Source organism: Thiomicrospira sp., from assembly GCF_014859555.1.
GTDB lineage: Bacteria > Pseudomonadota > Gammaproteobacteria > Thiomicrospirales > Thiomicrospiraceae > Thiomicrospira.
On record NZ_JACUTY010000001.1, the window covers coordinates 49,427 to 67,144 of the forward strand.

Here is a 17,718-nt window from a genome sequence, read left to right on the forward strand (position 1 = left end):
CATCGCGTTAAAATGATCGCCATTTTACCAGAATCTAGGAACGCATTGATATGTCTGAACTCTTACCGGTTATTGTTGAACCTTCTCAACCCGCTAAAGCCGCCGTGATTTGGCTGCACGGCTTAGGGGCGGATGGACATGATTTTGAAGAGATTGTACCCAGCTTAGACTTACCAGAAAATCATGCCATTCGGTTTGTGTTTCCACACGCACCGATTCAACCCGTTACCATCAACGGTGGCATGCATATGCGTTCGTGGTTTGATATTCGTTCGTTAGATATGCAAAACGATGTGGATTCGGCTGGCATTCGGGTCGCCTGTCACCAAGTTTATAAACTCATCGCACAACAAGAAGCGGCCGGTATTGACCCAAAAAACATTATCCTCGCTGGCTTTTCACAAGGCGGTTTGATCGCTTTACATGCGGGCTTAAGTTACGACCATAGTCTGGGTGGTATTATGGCGTTATCAACTTGGTGCCCGTTGGTGGAGCAATTTCATTTGCACCGCGAACTGCCGATTTTAATGATTCACGGTCGACTAGATCCGGTAGTGCCGTTTGAACTGGGTGCCAAAGCGCTAGACGATTTAAGTGCCAAAGGTTACCAAATTGATTGGCAGGTTTATGATATGCAGCACCAGGTCTGCTTGGAAGAAATTGAATATATTGGCCACTGGTTACGCCAGCGGTTATTGCAAGGAAACGACTAATGTTTATTTTAACCATGCGAGTACGCGATTATGAATGTGATATTCAAGGGGTGGTGAACAACAGTGTGTATCAAAATTATCTTGAACACGCTCGGCATGAATTCCTACTCGCCAATAACATCAATTTTGCCGATTTAAGCGCGCAAGGCATTAATTTAGTGGTTACCCGAACCGAGCTAGACTACAAAGCCTCGTTGCGCCCACAGGATGACTTTTACATAACGGTCGAATGCATTCGCGAGTCGCGTCTTAAATTTGCATTTATTCAACATATCTATCGCTCAAATGATGATAAATTAGTGATGCAAGCTAGGGTAATTGGAACCGGCTTAAATGCACGCGGGCGCCCGGAAATTCCGGCTGAATTAGATGCTTTATTTACTCCGCAAAACGATTAGGTAACAAATATGAAAGTGTTGGTTGGTGTGTCAGGCGGAATCGCAGCCTATAAGGCCTTGGAGTTAGTGCGCTTGTGTGTCAAAGCCGGCTACCAAGTGCAGGTGGTGATGACCGAAGGCGCCAAGCAGTTTATTCAACCTTTATCCTTTCAAGCTTTGTGTGGACATAAAGTGCGCGACAGCTTGTTTGATCTCGAACAAGAAGCCGGTATGGGACATATAGAACTGGCACGTTGGGCGGATCTAATTGTGATCGCGCCCGCCAGCGCGGATGTATTGGCACGTTTGCGTGCAGGTATGGCAAATGATTTATTAACTACGCTATGCTTAGCCACCGATCGACCGATTGTATTTGCCCCCGCGATGAACCGCTTAATGTGGGCGAATGCCGCCACCCAAGATAATGTCGCGGCTCTGCAAACACGCGGCTGGCAGATGATTGAACCCGCCTCGGGCGAGCAGGCTTGTGGTGAAGTCGGGGCAGGGCGTTTGGCTGAACCCGAAACGATTTTTAACATTATTCGTCAGCAAGCGGATAAGTTATCGGTTGCGGACATAAATGCAGATAAAGCACCAGGCCTGGTTGGTCAGCATTCTATTCCTACCGACCACCAGGCCTGGTGGTCGGATAAAACCTTGCTGATTACCGCTGGGCCAACCTATGAAGACCTAGACCCTGTACGTTTTATTGGTAATCGAAGCTCCGGCAAAATGGGGTTTGCGATCGCCGAGGCTGCGGCTGAATTGGGGGCGAAAGTCGTATTGATCAGCGGGCCAGTGAATTTGCCGACCCCACCCGGCGTGACGCGAATTGATGTGCGATCGGCTTTGCAAATGTTTGAAGCGGTAAAGCAATATTATGCGCAAGTTAATGTCATGATTGGCGCGGCCGCGGTCGCCGATTTTAGGTTGGCTGAACTGGCTAGCCAAAAAATCAAAAAACAGGCTGAACAAGACGGCTTAGAACTCAAGTTGGTACAAAACCCGGATATTATTGGCTGGGTCGCCGCGCAGGCAGATAAACCTTATGTGGTCGGGTTTGCGGCGGAAACGCAACAAGTGATGGCCTATGCCAAGGCCAAATTACAACGCAAGGGGCTAGACATGATTTGCGCCAATCAGGTGGGTGAAGGACTTGGGTTTGACACAGATGATAATGCTTTAACTTTGATTACCCAAAATCAGGAATGGCCACTTGCGCCGTCATCCAAAACCCAGCAAGCCAAGTGGCTTTTAGGTTTTATTCAGCAAACGCTAGAAACCACTGCGGCAAATTAAGTCATCAATTCGGGTTAATCGAGGTGCCCTATTAAGGGTTGGAGCTATTTCGCTTGATCAATCATTTTTTGGGTGGCGCTTTCTACCTGCTGTGCAATCTTAACGAGCTCGGCATTGTCCGACAACATCGCCAGCATAGGTTCGGGCCGGATCATGCCGATTTTGGTGACACCTTGCTCAGTAAATACCGAAATTCGACAAGGTAAGGCCATATTCAAGTTCATATCCACCGCTAAAACCTTAGAGGCCTGCCCTGGGTTGCACACTTCAAACACACGGCATTGGCCTTTAAAATCAAAGCCCTTAGTGCGCAACGTTTGACCTAGGTCGTGAATGTGCAACACCCCAAACTGGTGAGCCTTAACAGCGGCCTCTAAATCTTGACTGGCTTGTTCAAACGATTTTGGGGTTTCAACTACATAATACATAACACAATCCTTTGCGAAGGTTAATCGCTTTTTTGTTGTTGGCGTTCTTGATGGCGACGGGCAATTTCATCCCAGTCGATATTGTTACAGGTTTCGCACTCTTCTTTGATAATACCCATCCAGACTAACATAGAGTGAATTTTGCACCCCACACAGAAGCCCAAAATTGCCTCCATCCACATAAATCCAAGACAGACCCAAACCAATACGAGCGGAATCCAAAAAGGCATATAGTTAATATGGGTGGGAATTTCAGTGCCTAAAATCGAGTTAAGTATACGTGCGGTACTGTCTGGGTTAAAGAACACAATACACACCACAATAAAAATACTGCCTAACGTCCAAGCAAAGCGTTTTGGTACTAGGGGTTTCCATACTGCCGGTTTGTCGGCGGCTAATAGGCTGGCAATTAAGATGGTGGGTGATAAACGTGATGTCCACTTTGACATGCCGGATAACATATCAAATAAGGCATAAAATAAAACCCATGTTTGAATGGTCCAATCAAAAGTGCGACGAATCGCCTCGACCTGATAAATGATATGACCATCCCAATCAAGCTCATAAGTGTCGACCGAGGTATTGCCATCTACAATCCAGTTTGAAACATAAATCGCATCATAAAGCGTTAAGCCCATATAAAGTGGGATGACTAATAAGATACCAGCGCGAACTCTTACAGCGGTATCGTTAATGTAGAGGGGGGATTCAGACGGATCACGAAACCAAAGGTTTTTGATTGCATTTAAATATGCTTGCCACATTGAATATGCTCCTGTCAGCCTACCGAATAAAGTAGGTCGTATTTTTATAATATTAATGTTTGATAATGTTACGGCTTGGGGGGGCACAAAAGCCAATAGAAAAACTTAATGAGGCGATATGGTTAGTTGAAAAAATGCTTAGTCATGGTCTTGCACGCGACCACGTAAACTTTTAATTCTACTTTTTTGCACTTTTGATTTTAAGCGACGTTCACGTGAACCTCGAGTGGGTTTGGTGGGACGACGTGGTTTATCCACGTGTAGCGCTTGTTGAATCAATTCAATCAAGCGTTTAATCGCGGCTTCACGGTTTTGTTCTTGAGTGCGAAACTGTTGCGCTTTGATCACAATCAGCCCCTCTTTTGTAATCCGATGGTCACGCAGCTGTAAGAGTGTTTGTTTGGCCTCGTCCGGCAGACTTGACGCGCGGATATCAAAACGCAGATGCACGGCTGAGGAAACTTTATTGACATTTTGACCGCCGGCACCTTGAGCTCGAATCGCTTTAAGGTCTATTTCGGACTCATCAAGTTGTAGCTGCGGGTTAATGTAAATCATAGAATCTAAGCTCGGTTTTTTTAAATCAGATAACCTATTTTAACAACTAAGTCCGTGATCAAGCAGGCGATTGAATCGGCTCGCAACGAATCGTGTAAAATACGACACAATCATTTATTCAGTCAGCATAAAAGTAGTTGGCAATCATTAAGGATAGGACATGACGATTCAGGTGGAATACAAAATTTTAGACCCGCGTTTGGGTAACGAGATTGGCATGCCGCACTATGCAACCCAAGGTTCAGCCGGCTTAGATTTACGGGCGTGTATAAACGAACCACTTACACTTTCACCCGGTGAAACCCAGTTAATTCCAACTGGTTTAGCGATTCATTTGGATGATGCCGGTTTAGCCGCGATGTTATTGCCGCGCTCGGGTTTAGGCCACAAACACGGGATTGTATTAGGCAACCTAGTAGGTTTGATTGACTCGGATTATCAGGGCGAGTTAAAGGTATCCTGCTGGAATCGCAGTGACACACCTTATACTATAGGCATCGGCGAGCGCATTGCGCAAATGGTGATAGTGCCCGTATTACAACCGGTTTTTAGCCAGGTGAGTGAGTTTGGCGAGTCGAGTGAGCGCGGTGTAGGCGGTTTTGGACACACTGGCACACATTAAGTTTGTTCAGTATCTATGACTTAGAAAGGGCCGAAAAATGAAAACACGCAATGGTAGAAGAACTAGACGAATGCGTGGCATAGCAGGCCTGGTGGTTGGCTTGGGCAGTTCCACCTTGTGGGCGCAAGAGGCCATAAAAGACTCGGATGGCTCAAACGCTTTAAACTCGGAATGTATGCAAGAGGGTTTGAAGCATGCGTCAGGCGAGATGACGTTGAAAACCTTACGTGCGCGTTGTTTGGAATCGGCTGACGCGGCGGTCAGGCTTGATCAAATGTTCGATGCAAACCAAGCTGAGCCGACCGCCCTTGAAAATCGTATCCAGGCCGAGCGCCGCAATAAGTTTGAACCTTATATTATGTTGCCTTATCGACCCAATTATCTTTTGATTGGCTCGTATAACTTTGCCACACCGAATGAGCAGCCATACAATGGAGTGGATTATGTTGAGACGATTGATGGCCGTTTTCAACGGGTTGAAACCAAATTTCAAGTGAGTTTAAAAATACCGGTGGCCGATAATTTACTAGGCGGACGCTGGTTTGTGGCTTATACCAACCGTGCGTTTTGGCAAGCGTATAATATGAAACTTTCTAAGCCGTTTCGCGAAACCAATCATGAACCAGAGCTGTGGGTAACGTACGATCAAAATATTGAGTTTTTAGGTTGGCGTAATCGGCTGATTGATTTAGGCGTGTCGCATCAATCTAACGGCCGTGGTGACCCGATTTCGCGTTCATGGAACCGTATTTACGCGCGTTTTATTTTTGAGCGTGGCAACAATGTCATCACGCTTAAACCCTGGTGGCGTATACCTGATCGCGACGGTAATGACGACAACCCAGATATTTTGGATTATATGGGGGCGGGTGAGTTGCACTTTGCCACCAAGCTTGGAAAAAACAACCTCAATATGATGGTGCGTAATAATTTTGATGCCGATGATAATTATGGTGCGGTTGAATTGAATTACAGTTACCGATTGCACCGCAACTTACAGGGTTATGTGCAGTGGTTTTATGGTTATGGCGAAAGTATGATTGACTATAATCACTTAAACAATTCAATTGGGATCGGCGTGAAGTTAAACAGCTGGTTATGATAAAATCTGGCTTATTTATAGCTTTTAAGGAGTGGATGTATGCCGTCATTTGATGTGGTTTCAGAAGTCGATAAACATGAGTTAACAAACGCCATTGATCAAGCAAATAAGGAAGTGGTGACACGTTTTGACTTTAAGGGAACCGACTCGAGTTTTGAACTAAAAGACTTGGAAATCAAAATGAGCACCGAGTCTGAGTTTCAGTTAGACCAAATGTACAACGTATTAACCTCAAAACTTAGCAAGCGCGGCATCGATTTACGCGCGATTGAACTCAAAGATCCGGATATTCAACTCAAAACCGCCAAGCAAACGGTGATTGTTCACCAAGGTTTGGATACGCCGTTGGCCAAAAAAGTCGTGAAGATTTTAAAAGACGCCAAGCTAAAAGTACAAGCGCAAGTTCAAGGTGAGAGTGTGCGTGTAACTGGCAAAAAACGTGATGATTTACAAGAAGCGATTGCGTTGCTAAAAGCCCAAGAAGAATTCGAGCGCCCACTGCAGTTTGAAAACTTCCGCGATTAAGACGTCAGTCTCAATCTAACTCAATCAGAAAACCACCAGGCCAGGTCTTTACCAGGCCGGGTGGTTTTTGTTTCATCCTGACCCGTTCGTTCAGTTTAAAATTCAAACATACGTAAGGTGTCTTGCGGTACAAGCGAGCTGGCTTGGCGAATACGTTGTTGCATCCACCCCATAAACAATTCGACTTCGCGCATACTTAAACGGTCATCAATAAATGTAATCGACGATTGTACCTCTGCGGCTTTGTTGCCGGGTTGCAAAATATATTTAGCGCAGCTCAAATGGCTGTTTAAATGCGACAGCGTGACAAAAATTTCCGGATTGGTTTGGTGTTCGGTTTTAATCGGATAAACCTGGCTCACCACCACACGGCTTAAGCCGCCTAGCCGAATGCGTGGCTCCATAATATAACGTCCATTGTCATATAACACTTCAATTTGACGTTCATTTAAAACGGTGGTGATATAACCTTGGTTTTCCAGCGCTTGTGCCAAAACCTTGGTGGCCGGGGTTTGATCGTTAAACGTGATCCAGCTATTCGAACCGGTTTGAGTTAAAGCACAACCTGATAACATCAGTAAAGCAAACAAACTAACAATAAAACGCATGGATAGATTCCTGTATTTTTTTAACGATGCGGGTAAAATACCATTTCCCTTAATGAAATGACAGGCGCAACAGCCATGAGAGTGCAAAATACAATGAATTTAAACAAAGACCAAGCCCAGCATATTGCCTCGGTACTGGCCGAAGCTTTGCCTTACATCCAGCGTTTTGCCGGTAAAACCATCGTGGTTAAATACGGTGGCAACGCCATGACCGAAGATGATTTGATGGCGAGTTTTGCACGTGACATCGTATTAATGAAGTTGGTCGGCATGAATCCAGTGGTGGTGCATGGCGGTGGCCCGCAGATTGGTGACTTGTTGAAGCGCGTGGGTAAGGAGTCTAAGTTTGTTCAAGGTATGCGTGTCACCGATAACGAAACCATGGATATTGTGGAAATGGTATTAGGCGGTTTAGTGAACAAGGAAATTGTGAATTTAATTCACCAGCACGGTGGCAACTCGGTGGGTTTGACGGGTAAAGATGGCAATATGATTATCGCCAAAAAACTCAAGGTCACTAAGCAAACACTGGGCATGGACGCGCCTGAAATTATTGATATTGGTCATGTGGGCGAAGTTGAACGCATCAATACCGGCGTGATCGACATGTTAATTAAAGGTGACTTTATTCCGGTGATTGCACCAGTTGGGGTGGATGCGCAAGGTAACTCTTACAATATCAATGCCGATCTGGTGGCCGGAAAAGTCGCCGAAGCTTTGCAAGCCGAAAAGCTGATGTTGTTAACCAATACACCAGGCCTGCTTAACAAACAGGGTGAATTGCTCACCGGCTTAAACGCCAAAATGGTGGATGAGTTGATTGCGGATGGCACCATTTACGGTGGCATGTTGCCGAAAATTCAATGTGCGTTAGATGCGGTACAAGGTGGCGTAAAAGCCGCGCATATTGTGGATGGCCGAGTGTCTCACGCGGTGATGCTCGAAGTGTTTACCGACGAAGGTGTCGGCACTTTGATTACCGCGCGTTAAGCAATACTAAATATTACGTCTGGCGTAATCTTATTTCAAAAGCGAGGCTTAGGCTTCGCTTTTTTTATTGGTGGATTCTTCGTTTGATAGATCAAATCCTACTGTTCATTATTTCGTTAGTTGCCAACTTGCTGTCGGCTTTAGCCGGCGGTGGTGCAGGCTTGTTACAGTTGCCGGCTTTGTTGTTTTTGGGGTTGCCGTTTGGGGTTGCGCTCGCCACCCATAAAGTCGCCAGTGTGTTTTTGGGCTTGGGGGCGACCGCGCGTCATTGGCGAAATTCAACCTTAGACTGGCGTTTCGCCTGGTTTATTTTGGCCACAGGTGTGCCAGGTGTAATGCTGGGCGCGAGTTTTATTTTGCAGGTTGATGATCGACTGGCACAGTTGGCATTAGGCTTATTAACGCTGGGTTTGGGCGTCTACTCTTGGCTAAAACCCCAGCTTGGGCAAATCGAAGCCATCCAAAATCGCACCACACAAGGTTATATTATTGGCGGATTGGTGATTATGTTGATAGGTATACTCAATGGATCACTAACTTCAGGCACGGGTTTGTTTGTGACGTTATGGTTGGTGCGTTGGTTTGGTTTAGATTACAAAACCGCGGTCACTTACACTTTAATATTGGTCGGGATTTTCTGGAATGGCAGTGGTGCGATTACGCTTGGATTATTGAGTGAGATTCAGTGGAGTTGGTTGCCCGCGTTAATTTTAGGTTCGTTAATGGGCGGTTATTTAGGTGCGCATCTGGCCATTGTAAAAGGCAATAAATTGGTGAAACGCGCGTTTGAAATATTGACGGTTCTAGTGGGGCTCGCTCTGATTATGCAGGCCTGGTGATGGTTTATGAGCTGGGCGGGTTTTGTATGTCTTTAGGTCGAGTAATGCTAACCATTTTGCCGTCGCCACGCTCTAAGTTTGACCAGTCAGCAGGCATCACAAAATGGGCGATCGCCGCGGTTGGTAGAAGTTTAATCTGGCTGGATTGTTCACTTGGTAAAGTGTGTAAGTAATCAATCAACTTCTCTAAACCCGGGTTGTGGCCAATTAACAATATGCGTTTGCCTTCAACCTTAGCCAGTTCGGCTAATAAAGTAGATAAGTCCGCCAGGTAAAGTGAATCCAGGTTTAATGTTTGGATGTCGCAATCTTTACACAAGCGGTTTAAGGTTTGTTGCGCACGTTTGGCGGTTGAGCATAAGATTACATCCGGTAACAACTCTTGCGTTTCCAGCCAACTTGCCATTTTTTTGGCATTACGTCTACCACGTTCAGATAATGCACGATCTTTATCGCTGATATGCTCATTCGACCAGTCCGACTTGGCGTGGCGCCAGATGAGCAGTTCGCGCAGTTTATCGGCCATCTTCAATGCCATAAGTTTGACGATATAAACGCATGGCTTCTAAAGCTTCGGCGTTATCGGTTTGGGCGCTTAAATAGTTAATCAAATCATTCAGATTTAAAATACTCATCACCGGCAAGCCGTATTGTTGCTCGACTTCCTGAATGGCGGATAAGGAACCTTGTCCGCGTTCCATACGATCCAACGCCACCACGACACCCGCGGGTTGTGCGCCGTGGTCGTGAATTAAGTCAATTGATTCACGAATGGCCGTGCCCGCGGTAATCACATCATCAATAATCAAAATACGGCCTTCAAGTGGGTGGCCGACAATTTGACCGCCTTCGCCGTGGTCTTTTACTTCTTTGCGGTTAAACGCATAGGGCTTATCAAGTTTGTGATCTCGCGCTAATGCTACGCTGGTGGTTGCGGCGAGCGGAATACCTTTGTAAGCCGGGCCAAATAACACATCAAACTCAATGCCACAGTGGGCAATCGTGTCGGCATAAGCTTGCGAAAGTTGGTCCAGTTGACCACCGGTATTAAATAAGCCGGCATTAAAGAAGTAAGGGCTGGTGCGCCCAGATTTAAGTGTGAATTCGCCCAGTTTGAGCACGCCAGTTTGGCGAATGAATTCAATAAAATTGGTTTTTTGCATGAGTCTTTATGGTTGCGAAATAAACCCTAATCATAGTGGGCTGAAGGGGTGGGTGCAAGCTGTTTTTTTGATGGAATTTGTAAATTTGAACTAAGTGAACAGTTGGCGTAAATTCTCTATAAAAATAAGCATAAAATAACGTAAGGAAACCCTTCTTATGTCAAAAATTTTGCTAAAATAACCGCGCTCCAATCACTTTGTCCTGATTGCTGAATTTCGATGCGGAGTTGAAGGCGGTTTTAAGGATTTGGTATGGGGTTTGCTTAATTGCTTGATAACTCGATACAGTTGTATCCAAAAAAAACCAGACCGTATTAACCAGAATAGGGCGGATGTCCGCACAAGAAGGAAAGCAACCATGGCGATTGATTTAAGATCCGTTGAACCACTAGGCTCCAAAAGTGTTTTGCTTGAACAAGCGATTCGCAAACACAAAGGCCGCCGTAAACCTAGTGGCGAAAGTTATTTGCAAGATCTTGATCTATCGGACATGTTGAACCCGGATTATGAATGGTTAAATGAAGATAAAACTGCGATCCAGAATCTGGTTCAGCAAATGGATGCGTCGATTGGTCAGCTATCTGAGCAAATGCGCGAAATGGGACAGCAGACTCGTCATATCGACCAGTTTACGCGTCGCACTAAAACTCAGTTTGAAGATGAGCAGAAGTTGCTGTTTAAACAAATCCAAACCTTAAATGGCCTATTAAAACGTCAAGTGGAAGTCTTAACCCACGTTGAGCGCCAAATCAGCGATATTGAAATCAAACAAAATAACTTCATTCCACAAATGGGTATCGGCTTAATTGCTGGTTTGATGTCGGCGGTCACGATTTTGGTCAGTGCACCTTGGTTAATGGTGTTAATCGAGTATTTGCGCGCTTAATCCGATGCAGCTGCGCATTGAAGAACAAATTGATTTAACCCCTGATGATCACGAACCGCATGCGTTTCTGCTTAAATTATCGGCCGATTCGGCACTAGATTATGCGGCAGGTGATTGGATCACCATTAAAGGCCAAAATTCAGCAGGCCTAGTTCAGCACATAATTCATAAGTTAAAACTCAACCCCGCTCAAACCATTCAAGTACGTCGTCATGAACCCTGTACAATTGACTATGCCTTAACCCATCATCTCGAGTTGACCTTACTCGATCCCGCTATTCTGAATAAATTGGTACGTCAACATCAATACCAGGCCTGGTCGTCGCGTGCGGATATGCAAATGTATGCCCAAGGGCGAGATATATTGGATTTGTTGAATGCCTTCCCAGAGTTGGCAGAATTGGGGGCGGAGTTCTTACATTTATTAAGTCCGCTGGCGCCGCGTTATTATTCGATTGCGAGTGCACCTGAGTGTTACCCAAATCAAGTTCATGTTTTGTATAAGGCCATCCAATATCAGCGCGATGATCGGTTTCGCCAGGGCGTTACTTCAAATTGGATGCAGCAGTCGCAAGTGGGGCATGTGCTGGAAACGGAAATTAAACCCAATGCGCATTTTAAGCTCCCCGATAACCCAAACCAGCCGGTGATTATGATTGCAGCCGGTACCGGCTTAGCGCCGTTTATCGGTTTTATGCAAGCCCGTGTTCAGGCGGGAGCTAAGCAAAATCAATTGTTTTTTGGCGAAACCCATCAAGCTACCCGTTTCCTAGCCCAGGCCAGTTTGCAGGCCTGGCAGCAAGCCGATCAGTTGGATTTGTACACCGCCTTTTCGCGTGATCAATCCGAAAAATTTTATGTCCAAGATGCAATCTTAGCTAACCACCAGGCCTGGTTGTCCTTGTGGCAGCAGGGCGCAAACATTTATATCTGTGGCGATAAAGTTGGCTTAGCCAAAGGCGTCGAACAAAGCATTAAATATGTTTGGGAGCAGGCGTTTGGTTGGACCCAAGAGCAGGCACAACAGGCATGGTTAGATGCCAAAAAGCAGCACCGTATTCAATTGGATGTTTATTAAGCTTAGAGTCTAACCACCAAGCCTGGTGGTTAAGCAAAACTCAGTTTAAAGCCCGCCGCTTCTAAACGTTTGGCTTCGATTTCTAAATCCAGCAAAGACAGCGGATGGTTTTTTAACCAGTCATCCTCAAATTTGAGGTGAATCGAATGACCTTCATTAATCACCAATAAAATTTCCGGCACTTCTAAGTCTCGTCCACGGTGAATCCGCACCGCTAAACGCAGTAATACCGTCAAATAAATCAGTTTTTGGTTATGTGGTTCGAGCAGGTTTTCGAAGGCTTCCACCATAAACTTGCTACGGTGGTTAAGTAACATCGCGGCCAACATTTGTTTTTCTTGGTTGGTGAAGCCGGCCATATCGGACTGCTCAATTAAGTAAGCCGAATGATGGCGATAACGTTTGTAACTCACCGCCATACCGCACTCATGCAACAGACAAGCCCACTCTAACAGTTTCGGGTAATCGTATTCGCTGTCATGCAAATGCCAAACGTTGTGCGTCTGATTAAAGAACTTACGCGCGGATTGTGCCACATGCAGGGCTTGTTGCGTATCCACTTTCATCCAGGTTTGCATCGCACGCACACTGGCTTCACGCGAGTCTTCGGCAAATAAACGACCCAAGGTGTCAAACACTAGGCCTTCACGTAACGCATTCGAGCTTACAAGCATTTGCTGAATGTTTAACTCTTCGAAAGTGGCAATCAAAATTGATAGACCGGAAGCTAAAACGGGGCGTCGATCGTCCTTTAGTCCGTTGAGTTTTAAGTCTTGCACGCTGCCAGCTTTAATCATTTCGCCGCGTAGTTTTTGTAGGCCATCAAGCGTAATATTAGCCTCGCTCCAGCCATTCTCTTGCAATAAAATTCCAATAGATTTGATGGTGCCAGACGCGCCATAAGCCGAATCCCAGCCTAAATTGGTGAGAATACGGCGATGAGGGCGTAATATCTGACGTGCACTCGCAATTGCTTTGCTCATACGTTCAGCGGTCACAATATCGTCTTCAAAAAACGGCGAACTCAGACTCACGCAACCCATTTCGGTACTGGTGAGGTGGTCGTTACTAAAACCGCGGCCGATAATATATTCGGTACTGCCGCCACCGATATCCATGATCAGGCGTTGTTCGTCGCTACTGGGCAAACCATGCACCACGCCTAAAAAGATTAAGCGGGCTTCTTCTTTACCCGAAATGATTTCGATATGATGCCCAAGTGCTTTGCGGGCGGCAATCAGAAACGCACGGCTATTACTGGCGTTGCGCAGGGTATTGGTGCCGACGGCACGCACGTTTTGGCTAGGAATATTTTTGATGAGCTGGCCAAAGCGTTCTAAACATTCAAGCGCGCTTGAAACCGCACTGTCGCTTAGATGGTTTTGTCGGTCTAAACCGGAACGCAATCGCACCATTTCTTTGTGTTTATCCACCACCTGTAGTTGGCCGTGGACTTCGCGTGCGACGATCATATGGAAACTGTTCGATCCCAGGTCTATCGCCGCATAAAGGTCATTATCGGATGAAGTCGTCATAAGGTCACATCTAACTAATTTGCGCGTAGTTTACTCGGTTTACTCAATCAAACCAAATTTGATTGAGCCGAGCCTTAAGATTCTGACGGGCCGCTGTATTTTTCCACCAGCGATTGTTGAGCGTTAAACGCGACTTCATCCTGCGTAAGTTCATGCAGTTGATAACGACCGTCGGGCTGAAGTTCCCAGGCGGAGGTAGTGTCTTCCAGGTAAATTGCCAAGCCTTCGGTAAACACTTGTTGGAAACAATTGGGATCCAGAATCGGGAAACAGGTTTCAACTCGTGCCAGTAGGTTTCGGCTCATCCAATCGGCGCTGGAGCAGAAAAGTTGCGGCTCTTGGCCGTGGTTTTCAAAGTAATAAACACGGTGATGTTCCAAAAACCGACCAATAATTGAGCGCACCCGAATATTGTCCGACAAGCCCACAATTCCAGGGGTCAAACTGCAAATGCCACGTACAATTAAATCGATTTGAACACCGGCTTGTGAGGCGGCATAAAGCGCGTCAATAATTTGTTTTTCTTGTAAACCGTTCATCTTCGCGATAATTCGGGCGGGTTTGCCTTCGCGCGCGTTGTCGGCTTCGCGTGCAATACGTTCGAGCATACCGCTATGCAAGGTAAAGGGTGATTGCAACACCACCTCCAAGTCATTCGTGTTACCCAAGCTGGTGAGCTGCTGAAAAATTTTAGTGACATCCCGGCCAATTTCCGGGCGACAAGTAAACAAGCCAAAATCGGTATAAAAACGGCTGGTGATATGATGATAGTTGCCGGTGCCCAAATGCACATAATGGCGCAATTTTTGGTCTTCGCGGCGTACCACTAAAATCATTTTAGCGTGGGTTTTATAGCCGACCACACCATACACCACGTGCACACCGGCATCCTGCAAACGCGTGGCTTGTTGAATATTGTTATCTTCATCAAAACGTGCGCGTAGCTCTACCACCGCCGTTACTTCTTTGCCATTGTTGGCCGCACGCACCAGCGCATCAATAATGGCGGATTTATCACCAGTGCGATACAAAGTCATGCGAATCGCTAACACATCCGGGTCCTTGGCCGCTTGGTTGATGAAATCAATCACGGGTGCAAACGCATCATAAGGGTGGTGCAATAAAATATCTTGTTGGCGAATTTGCTCGAATAGGTTGTCGACTTCTTTTTTACGCGTAAACAAACGGAACCCGGCTTTGCTGGTTTTTGGCGGCGTTAATTGACGCGCCGAAAAAGGTTGGAACAATAAATCCGGTCGATTCACCATGTTGGGCACGGCATCTAACCGATGTAAGTTAACTGGGCCACGTACTTGATAAAGGGCGCTTTTGTCGAGCTTAAAACGGTTCATTAAATATTCCACCATCGCCGGTGGGCAGTTATCCGCTACTTCCAAACGAATCGCATCACCAAACTGGCGGCCATAAAGCTCGCCTTGCAGCGCACTCATAATGTCATCGACTTCTTCTTCGTCGATAAACAAATTGGTGTTGCGTGTGACGCGGAACTGATAACAACCAGTCACCGTCATGCCGGGGAAAAGGTTGGCGACATTCGAGTGCAAAACTGAAGATAAAAACACAAAATCGTTTTCACCATCGGTGGCTTCTGGCGGCAGTTTGATCAAACGTGGCAATGAGCGCGGCACCTGAACAATCGCCAACCCATTCAAACGGCCAAATGCATCTTTGCCTTCAAGCGATACAATAAAGTTTAAACTTTTGTTCAAAATTTTTGGGAAAGGGTGCGACGGATCAAGCCCCATTGGGCTTAATACCGGCTTAAGCGAATCCAAGAAATAATTACGAATCCACTCTTTCTGTTTGTCGTTCCAATGGTTACGACGCACAAACCGAATATTTTCTTTTTCCAATGCCGGAATCAAAATATGGTTAAGCGTGTTGTACTGGTCTTTCACCACTTCATGTGCGACTTCGGTGAGCATGGTAATGGCTTCTTTCGGTGCCATATTGTCCGGCTGAGTGCGTGCGCCCGGGTCTTTCGACAGTTCCATCAGGCTGGCTAAACGCACTTCAAAAAACTCATCCATATTGCTGCTCGAAATACACAGAAACTTCAGCCGCTCAAGCAACGGAATTTCTGGGTTTTTGGCCTGCGCCAATACGCGGCGGTTAAATTCTAATAAACTGCGTTCGCGGTTAAAGTAAACCGGCTGCATGATTTGTTCGGGTTGTTCAGGTATCGTGTTCATTCTTCAAACCTTGATGAGTGAAAGTGTGTGCGTAATTCCATCTATTCTAGCTCAAACCGCCGGAATTGGCATGACGGTTTGGTGAAATTACACCTTAATAACAAACCACCAGGCCTGGTGGTAGAGGAATTAAGCCCATTTATTAATCAGTTCAATTGGCTATTAAATGGCTAATACAAACTTAAGTAATGATTAGATAGTTTTTAGTGTGCTAGTTTGGTTACATTGCAGGCTTTTATTAATGTTAATGTGTAGAATTAAGAACCTTATTCATTGATTTATGATTTGACTAATGACAAGATTAATACAAGGTGCTATTTTGTACACATTAACGGCTATATTTGAACTTAGTGTAAGTTATTGAGGACTTTATGGGATTTGAAGCTAAATCAGCGGCGGCGATGGCAGAAGAATTGGGTGAGCGTTTAAAGCAAGCGCGGCTAAACCAAAACAAAACGCAAATGGAAGTTGCGGAGATAGTCGGCGTGTCGAGAAAAACCATCCTAAACGCCGAAAAAGGCAAAGCTCAGATTGAGGTATTTGTGGCGATTTTACAAGCGCTGGATTTGGTTAAGCAGCTCGATCTTTTTTTACCACCACAACTTATTTCGCCGATTCAACTGGCAAAACTACAAGGCCAGCAGCGCCAACGCGCCTCCGGCCAACGCAGCCAGCATGACAAGGATGAACTCGAATGGTAATGGAAGTTGTTAATGTCAATTATCTAGAACATGATGTCGGTGCGGTGAGTTTTAATACTGAAACCGGACAGGGCGCATTTGAATATTCGCCAAAATTTATCGCAACGGACATCGAACTATCACCGTTAAAAATGCCGCTGGCCAAACGTATTTACAGTTTTCCGGAGCTTGATTTTGAAACGTTTAAAGGCCTACCAGGCCTGGTAGCCGACTCGTTGCCGGATGATTTCGGTAATGCAGTGTTAAATGCTTGGGTGGCGGCACAAGGTAAATCACCGCAAGAAATTACGCCACTGCAACGTTTGCAATACACCGGCAAACGCGGCATGGGTGCGCTGGAATATGCGCCCGCCACAGATGTAAAAGGCTTTAATGCCTCACAGCAGGTTGAAATTGAATCCTTGATTACCATGGCGCAAGAAGTTCTCGATGCGCGAGATCAATTCAGTATTCAGCTTGAAAAAAGTGGGCAGGAAGATAGTGAAGCAATGTTGGCGTTGCTTTCTGTCGGCATGAGTGCCGGCGGCGCAAGACCCAAAGCCGTGCTCGCATTTAATCAAGATTTTAGCCAAGTCCGATCCGGCCAAACTCAAATCCCCGAAGGCTTCACTCATTACTTAATGAAGTTTGACGGCGTTAGCGAGCACCACAAAGATCAACAAACTTTTGGCGATCCTCTCGGTTATGGTGCAATGGAATATGTGTATTATTTAATGGCGACCGAATGCGGCATTGAGATGATGCCCTGTCATTTGCTGCCGGAAGGCAATCGCCGTCATTTTATGACCCAGCGTTTTGACCGCATCAACAATCAGAAAGTGCATATCCAAACCCTAAATGGCCTGGCGCATGTTGATTATAAAAAGCCGGGTTCGTTTTCCTATGCCGAATTGTTTAGCGTAGCTAGACAACTCAAACTGCCCGCTAGCGATGCCGAACAACTCTTAAGACGCATGACCTTTAATATCGTCGCCAGAAACCACGACGACCATGCCAAAAACATCGCCTTTATGCTCAAAGGCAAACAATGGCGTTTAGCACCCGCCTATGATTTGGCGTACAGCTATAAACCCGAAAGCAAATGGGTAAACAGCCACTGGATGAGCCTAAACGGCAAACGCAACAATTTCACCCGAGACGATTTCTATTCGCTGGAAAAACTCAGCCCCATGTTCACCCGTACTAAAATCAACACTATCATCGACGAAACGATTGAAAAGGTTTCAAACTGGTCGCAACTTGCACGAAAAAACGATGTCCCGAAACCACTACGCGAAGCGGTTGAAAGCAATCTAAGGCTAAAAATTTAGTCTTCTC

At 45.9% G+C, this 17,718-nt stretch carries 20 protein-coding genes; 12 read left to right on the forward strand and 8 right to left on the reverse strand.

Features of this window, described 5'->3' with window-relative positions; genetic code table 11:
• Window positions 1–50: 50 nt before the first annotated feature.
• From IBX48_RS00320 to coaBC, 3 genes are read left to right on the forward strand one after another with little or no spacing between them, the layout of a single operon-like run.
• Window positions 51–713: an alpha/beta hydrolase fold domain-containing protein gene (locus IBX48_RS00320; protein WP_296829315.1), complete on the forward strand. Its 663-nt coding sequence runs from the start codon at window positions 51–53 to the stop codon at window positions 711–713.
• Window positions 713–1,111: an acyl-CoA thioesterase gene (locus IBX48_RS00325; protein WP_296829319.1), complete on the forward strand. Its 399-nt coding sequence runs from the start codon at window positions 713–715 to the stop codon at window positions 1,109–1,111. Before IBX48_RS00320 ends, IBX48_RS00325 begins: the two co-directional genes overlap by 1 nt.
• A gap of 9 nt (window positions 1,112–1,120) precedes the next feature.
• Window positions 1,121–2,389: a bifunctional phosphopantothenoylcysteine decarboxylase/phosphopantothenate--cysteine ligase CoaBC gene (gene coaBC, locus IBX48_RS00330; protein WP_296829322.1), complete on the forward strand. Its 1,269-nt coding sequence runs from the start codon at window positions 1,121–1,123 to the stop codon at window positions 2,387–2,389.
• 44 nt (window positions 2,390–2,433) lie between these two features.
• Here coaBC and IBX48_RS00335 read toward each other — a convergent pair whose 3' ends face one another.
• From IBX48_RS00335 to arfB, 3 genes are all read right to left on the reverse strand, one after another.
• The gene (locus IBX48_RS00335) at window positions 2,434–2,817 is read right to left on the reverse strand and encodes a DUF302 domain-containing protein (RefSeq protein ID WP_296829325.1); all 384 of its coding nucleotides are present in this window, start codon (window positions 2,815–2,817) and stop codon (window positions 2,434–2,436) included.
• 20 nt (window positions 2,818–2,837) lie between these two features.
• Window positions 2,838–3,581, reverse strand: coding sequence for a DUF4395 domain-containing protein (locus IBX48_RS00340; RefSeq protein WP_296829328.1), 744 nt, complete (start codon window positions 3,579–3,581; stop codon window positions 2,838–2,840).
• A 138-nt stretch (window positions 3,582–3,719) separates the two neighbouring features.
• The gene (arfB, locus tag IBX48_RS00345) at window positions 3,720–4,139 is read right to left on the reverse strand and encodes an alternative ribosome rescue aminoacyl-tRNA hydrolase ArfB (protein WP_296829331.1); all 420 of its coding nucleotides are present in this window, start codon (window positions 4,137–4,139) and stop codon (window positions 3,720–3,722) included.
• A 160-nt stretch (window positions 4,140–4,299) separates the two neighbouring features.
• Here arfB and dut point away from each other — a divergent pair, with 160 nt between their 5' ends.
• Genes dut through IBX48_RS00360 form a run of 3 tightly spaced genes read left to right on the forward strand, consistent with a single transcriptional unit; the run spans window position 4,300 to window position 6,388 of the window.
• Window positions 4,300–4,761 carry a dUTP diphosphatase gene (gene dut / locus IBX48_RS00350; RefSeq protein ID WP_296829334.1) on the forward strand — a complete coding sequence of 154 codons (462 nt, stop codon included), beginning with the start codon at window positions 4,300–4,302 and terminating at the stop codon, window positions 4,759–4,761.
• Window positions 4,762–4,798: 37 nt separating this feature from the next.
• A complete protein-coding gene (locus IBX48_RS00355; RefSeq protein ID WP_296829337.1) occupies window positions 4,799–5,863 on the forward strand; it encodes a phospholipase A in 1,065 nt (354 codons plus the stop codon).
• Between the two features lie 39 nt (window positions 5,864–5,902).
• Window positions 5,903–6,388, forward strand: a complete 486-nt coding sequence (locus IBX48_RS00360) for a YajQ family cyclic di-GMP-binding protein (protein ID WP_296829340.1) — start codon at window positions 5,903–5,905, stop codon at window positions 6,386–6,388.
• A gap of 95 nt (window positions 6,389–6,483) precedes the next feature.
• On the opposite strand, the gene IBX48_RS00365 is transcribed toward IBX48_RS00360, so the two are convergent.
• Window positions 6,484–6,996: a hypothetical protein gene (locus IBX48_RS00365; RefSeq protein WP_296829343.1), complete on the reverse strand. Its 513-nt coding sequence runs from the start codon at window positions 6,994–6,996 to the stop codon at window positions 6,484–6,486.
• Window positions 6,997–7,089: 93 nt separating this feature from the next.
• Between IBX48_RS00365 and argB the strand changes: the two genes are divergently transcribed.
• Together argB and IBX48_RS00375 are read left to right on the forward strand one after the other, a co-directional pair.
• A complete protein-coding gene (gene argB, locus IBX48_RS00370; RefSeq protein ID WP_365942341.1) occupies window positions 7,090–7,986 on the forward strand; it encodes an acetylglutamate kinase in 897 nt (298 codons plus the stop codon).
• Between the two features lie 83 nt (window positions 7,987–8,069).
• A complete protein-coding gene (locus IBX48_RS00375) occupies window positions 8,070–8,825 on the forward strand; it encodes a sulfite exporter TauE/SafE family protein (protein ID WP_296829349.1) in 756 nt (251 codons plus the stop codon).
• Between the two features lie 4 nt (window positions 8,826–8,829).
• On the opposite strand, the gene IBX48_RS00380 is transcribed toward IBX48_RS00375, so the two are convergent.
• Window positions 8,830–9,351, reverse strand: a complete 522-nt coding sequence (locus tag IBX48_RS00380) for a histidine phosphatase family protein (RefSeq protein ID WP_296829351.1) — start codon at window positions 9,349–9,351, stop codon at window positions 8,830–8,832.
• Window positions 9,341–9,988, reverse strand: coding sequence for an orotate phosphoribosyltransferase (gene pyrE, locus IBX48_RS00385; protein ID WP_296829354.1), 648 nt, complete (start codon window positions 9,986–9,988; stop codon window positions 9,341–9,343). The genes IBX48_RS00380 and pyrE overlap by 11 nt, the downstream gene beginning before the upstream one ends.
• A gap of 358 nt (window positions 9,989–10,346) precedes the next feature.
• Between pyrE and IBX48_RS00390 the strand changes: the two genes are divergently transcribed.
• Both IBX48_RS00390 and IBX48_RS00395 read left to right on the forward strand, forming a co-directional pair.
• Entirely contained in the window at window positions 10,347–10,874 is a 528-nt protein-coding gene (locus IBX48_RS00390) for a hypothetical protein (RefSeq protein ID WP_296829357.1), read from the forward strand.
• Window positions 10,875–10,878: 4 nt separating this feature from the next.
• Window positions 10,879–11,952 carry an NADP oxidoreductase gene (locus IBX48_RS00395; protein ID WP_296829360.1) on the forward strand — a complete coding sequence of 358 codons (1,074 nt, stop codon included), beginning with the start codon at window positions 10,879–10,881 and terminating at the stop codon, window positions 11,950–11,952.
• A 29-nt stretch (window positions 11,953–11,981) separates the two neighbouring features.
• On the opposite strand, the gene ppx is transcribed toward IBX48_RS00395, so the two are convergent.
• Both ppx and ppk1 read right to left on the reverse strand, forming a co-directional pair.
• Window positions 11,982–13,487 carry an exopolyphosphatase gene (gene ppx, locus IBX48_RS00400; protein ID WP_296829363.1) on the reverse strand — a complete coding sequence of 502 codons (1,506 nt, stop codon included), beginning with the start codon at window positions 13,485–13,487 and terminating at the stop codon, window positions 11,982–11,984.
• Window positions 13,488–13,561: 74 nt separating this feature from the next.
• Window positions 13,562–15,700, reverse strand: coding sequence for a polyphosphate kinase 1 (gene ppk1, locus IBX48_RS00405; protein ID WP_296829365.1), 2,139 nt, complete (start codon window positions 15,698–15,700; stop codon window positions 13,562–13,564).
• 371 nt (window positions 15,701–16,071) lie between these two features.
• On the opposite strand from ppk1, the gene IBX48_RS00410 reads away from it, so the two are divergent.
• Both IBX48_RS00410 and IBX48_RS00415 read left to right on the forward strand, forming a co-directional pair.
• Window positions 16,072–16,401 (forward strand): helix-turn-helix transcriptional regulator, encoded by a 330-nt coding sequence (locus tag IBX48_RS00410; RefSeq protein ID WP_296829368.1) that lies wholly within the window; start codon window positions 16,072–16,074, stop codon window positions 16,399–16,401.
• On the forward strand, window positions 16,395–17,711 hold the full coding sequence (locus tag IBX48_RS00415) for a type II toxin-antitoxin system HipA family toxin (RefSeq protein ID WP_296829371.1): 1,317 nt from the start codon (window positions 16,395–16,397) through the stop codon (window positions 17,709–17,711). Before IBX48_RS00410 ends, IBX48_RS00415 begins: the two co-directional genes overlap by 7 nt.
• Window positions 17,712–17,718: the final 7 nt, after the last annotated feature.

What these genes read in the sequence shown, in the direction of transcription:
- IBX48_RS00335 (WP_296829325.1), bottom strand. Translation starts at nt 2,817, where the DNA reads ATGTATTATGTAGTTGAAACCCCAAAATCGTTTGAACAAGCCAGTCAA.
- IBX48_RS00340 (WP_296829328.1), bottom strand. Translation starts at nt 3,581, where the DNA reads ATGTGGCAAGCATATTTAAATGCAATCAAAAACCTTTGGTTTCGTGAT.
- IBX48_RS00395 (WP_296829360.1), top strand. Translation starts at nt 10,879, where the DNA reads ATGCAGCTGCGCATTGAAGAACAAATTGATTTAACCCCTGATGATCAC.
- dut (WP_296829334.1), top strand. Translation starts at nt 4,300, where the DNA reads ATGACGATTCAGGTGGAATACAAAATTTTAGACCCGCGTTTGGGTAAC.
- ppx (WP_296829363.1), bottom strand. Translation starts at nt 13,487, where the DNA reads ATGACGACTTCATCCGATAATGACCTTTATGCGGCGATAGACCTGGGA.
- IBX48_RS00390 (WP_296829357.1), top strand. Translation starts at nt 10,347, where the DNA reads ATGGCGATTGATTTAAGATCCGTTGAACCACTAGGCTCCAAAAGTGTT.
- IBX48_RS00415 (WP_296829371.1), top strand. Translation starts at nt 16,395, where the DNA reads ATGGTAATGGAAGTTGTTAATGTCAATTATCTAGAACATGATGTCGGT.
- argB (WP_365942341.1), top strand. Translation starts at nt 7,090, where the DNA reads ATGAATTTAAACAAAGACCAAGCCCAGCATATTGCCTCGGTACTGGCC.
- IBX48_RS00380 (WP_296829351.1), bottom strand. Translation starts at nt 9,351, where the DNA reads ATGGCCGATAAACTGCGCGAACTGCTCATCTGGCGCCACGCCAAGTCG.
- IBX48_RS00360 (WP_296829340.1), top strand. Translation starts at nt 5,903, where the DNA reads ATGCCGTCATTTGATGTGGTTTCAGAAGTCGATAAACATGAGTTAACA.
- pyrE (WP_296829354.1), bottom strand. Translation starts at nt 9,988, where the DNA reads ATGCAAAAAACCAATTTTATTGAATTCATTCGCCAAACTGGCGTGCTC.
- coaBC (WP_296829322.1), top strand. Translation starts at nt 1,121, where the DNA reads ATGAAAGTGTTGGTTGGTGTGTCAGGCGGAATCGCAGCCTATAAGGCC.
- IBX48_RS00365 (WP_296829343.1), bottom strand. Translation starts at nt 6,996, where the DNA reads ATGCGTTTTATTGTTAGTTTGTTTGCTTTACTGATGTTATCAGGTTGT.
- IBX48_RS00320 (WP_296829315.1), top strand. Translation starts at nt 51, where the DNA reads ATGTCTGAACTCTTACCGGTTATTGTTGAACCTTCTCAACCCGCTAAA.
- ppk1 (WP_296829365.1), bottom strand. Translation starts at nt 15,700, where the DNA reads ATGAACACGATACCTGAACAACCCGAACAAATCATGCAGCCGGTTTAC.
- IBX48_RS00325 (WP_296829319.1), top strand. Translation starts at nt 713, where the DNA reads ATGTTTATTTTAACCATGCGAGTACGCGATTATGAATGTGATATTCAA.
- IBX48_RS00410 (WP_296829368.1), top strand. Translation starts at nt 16,072, where the DNA reads ATGGGATTTGAAGCTAAATCAGCGGCGGCGATGGCAGAAGAATTGGGT.
- IBX48_RS00355 (WP_296829337.1), top strand. Translation starts at nt 4,799, where the DNA reads ATGAAAACACGCAATGGTAGAAGAACTAGACGAATGCGTGGCATAGCA.
- arfB (WP_296829331.1), bottom strand. Translation starts at nt 4,139, where the DNA reads ATGATTTACATTAACCCGCAGCTACAACTTGATGAGTCCGAAATAGAC.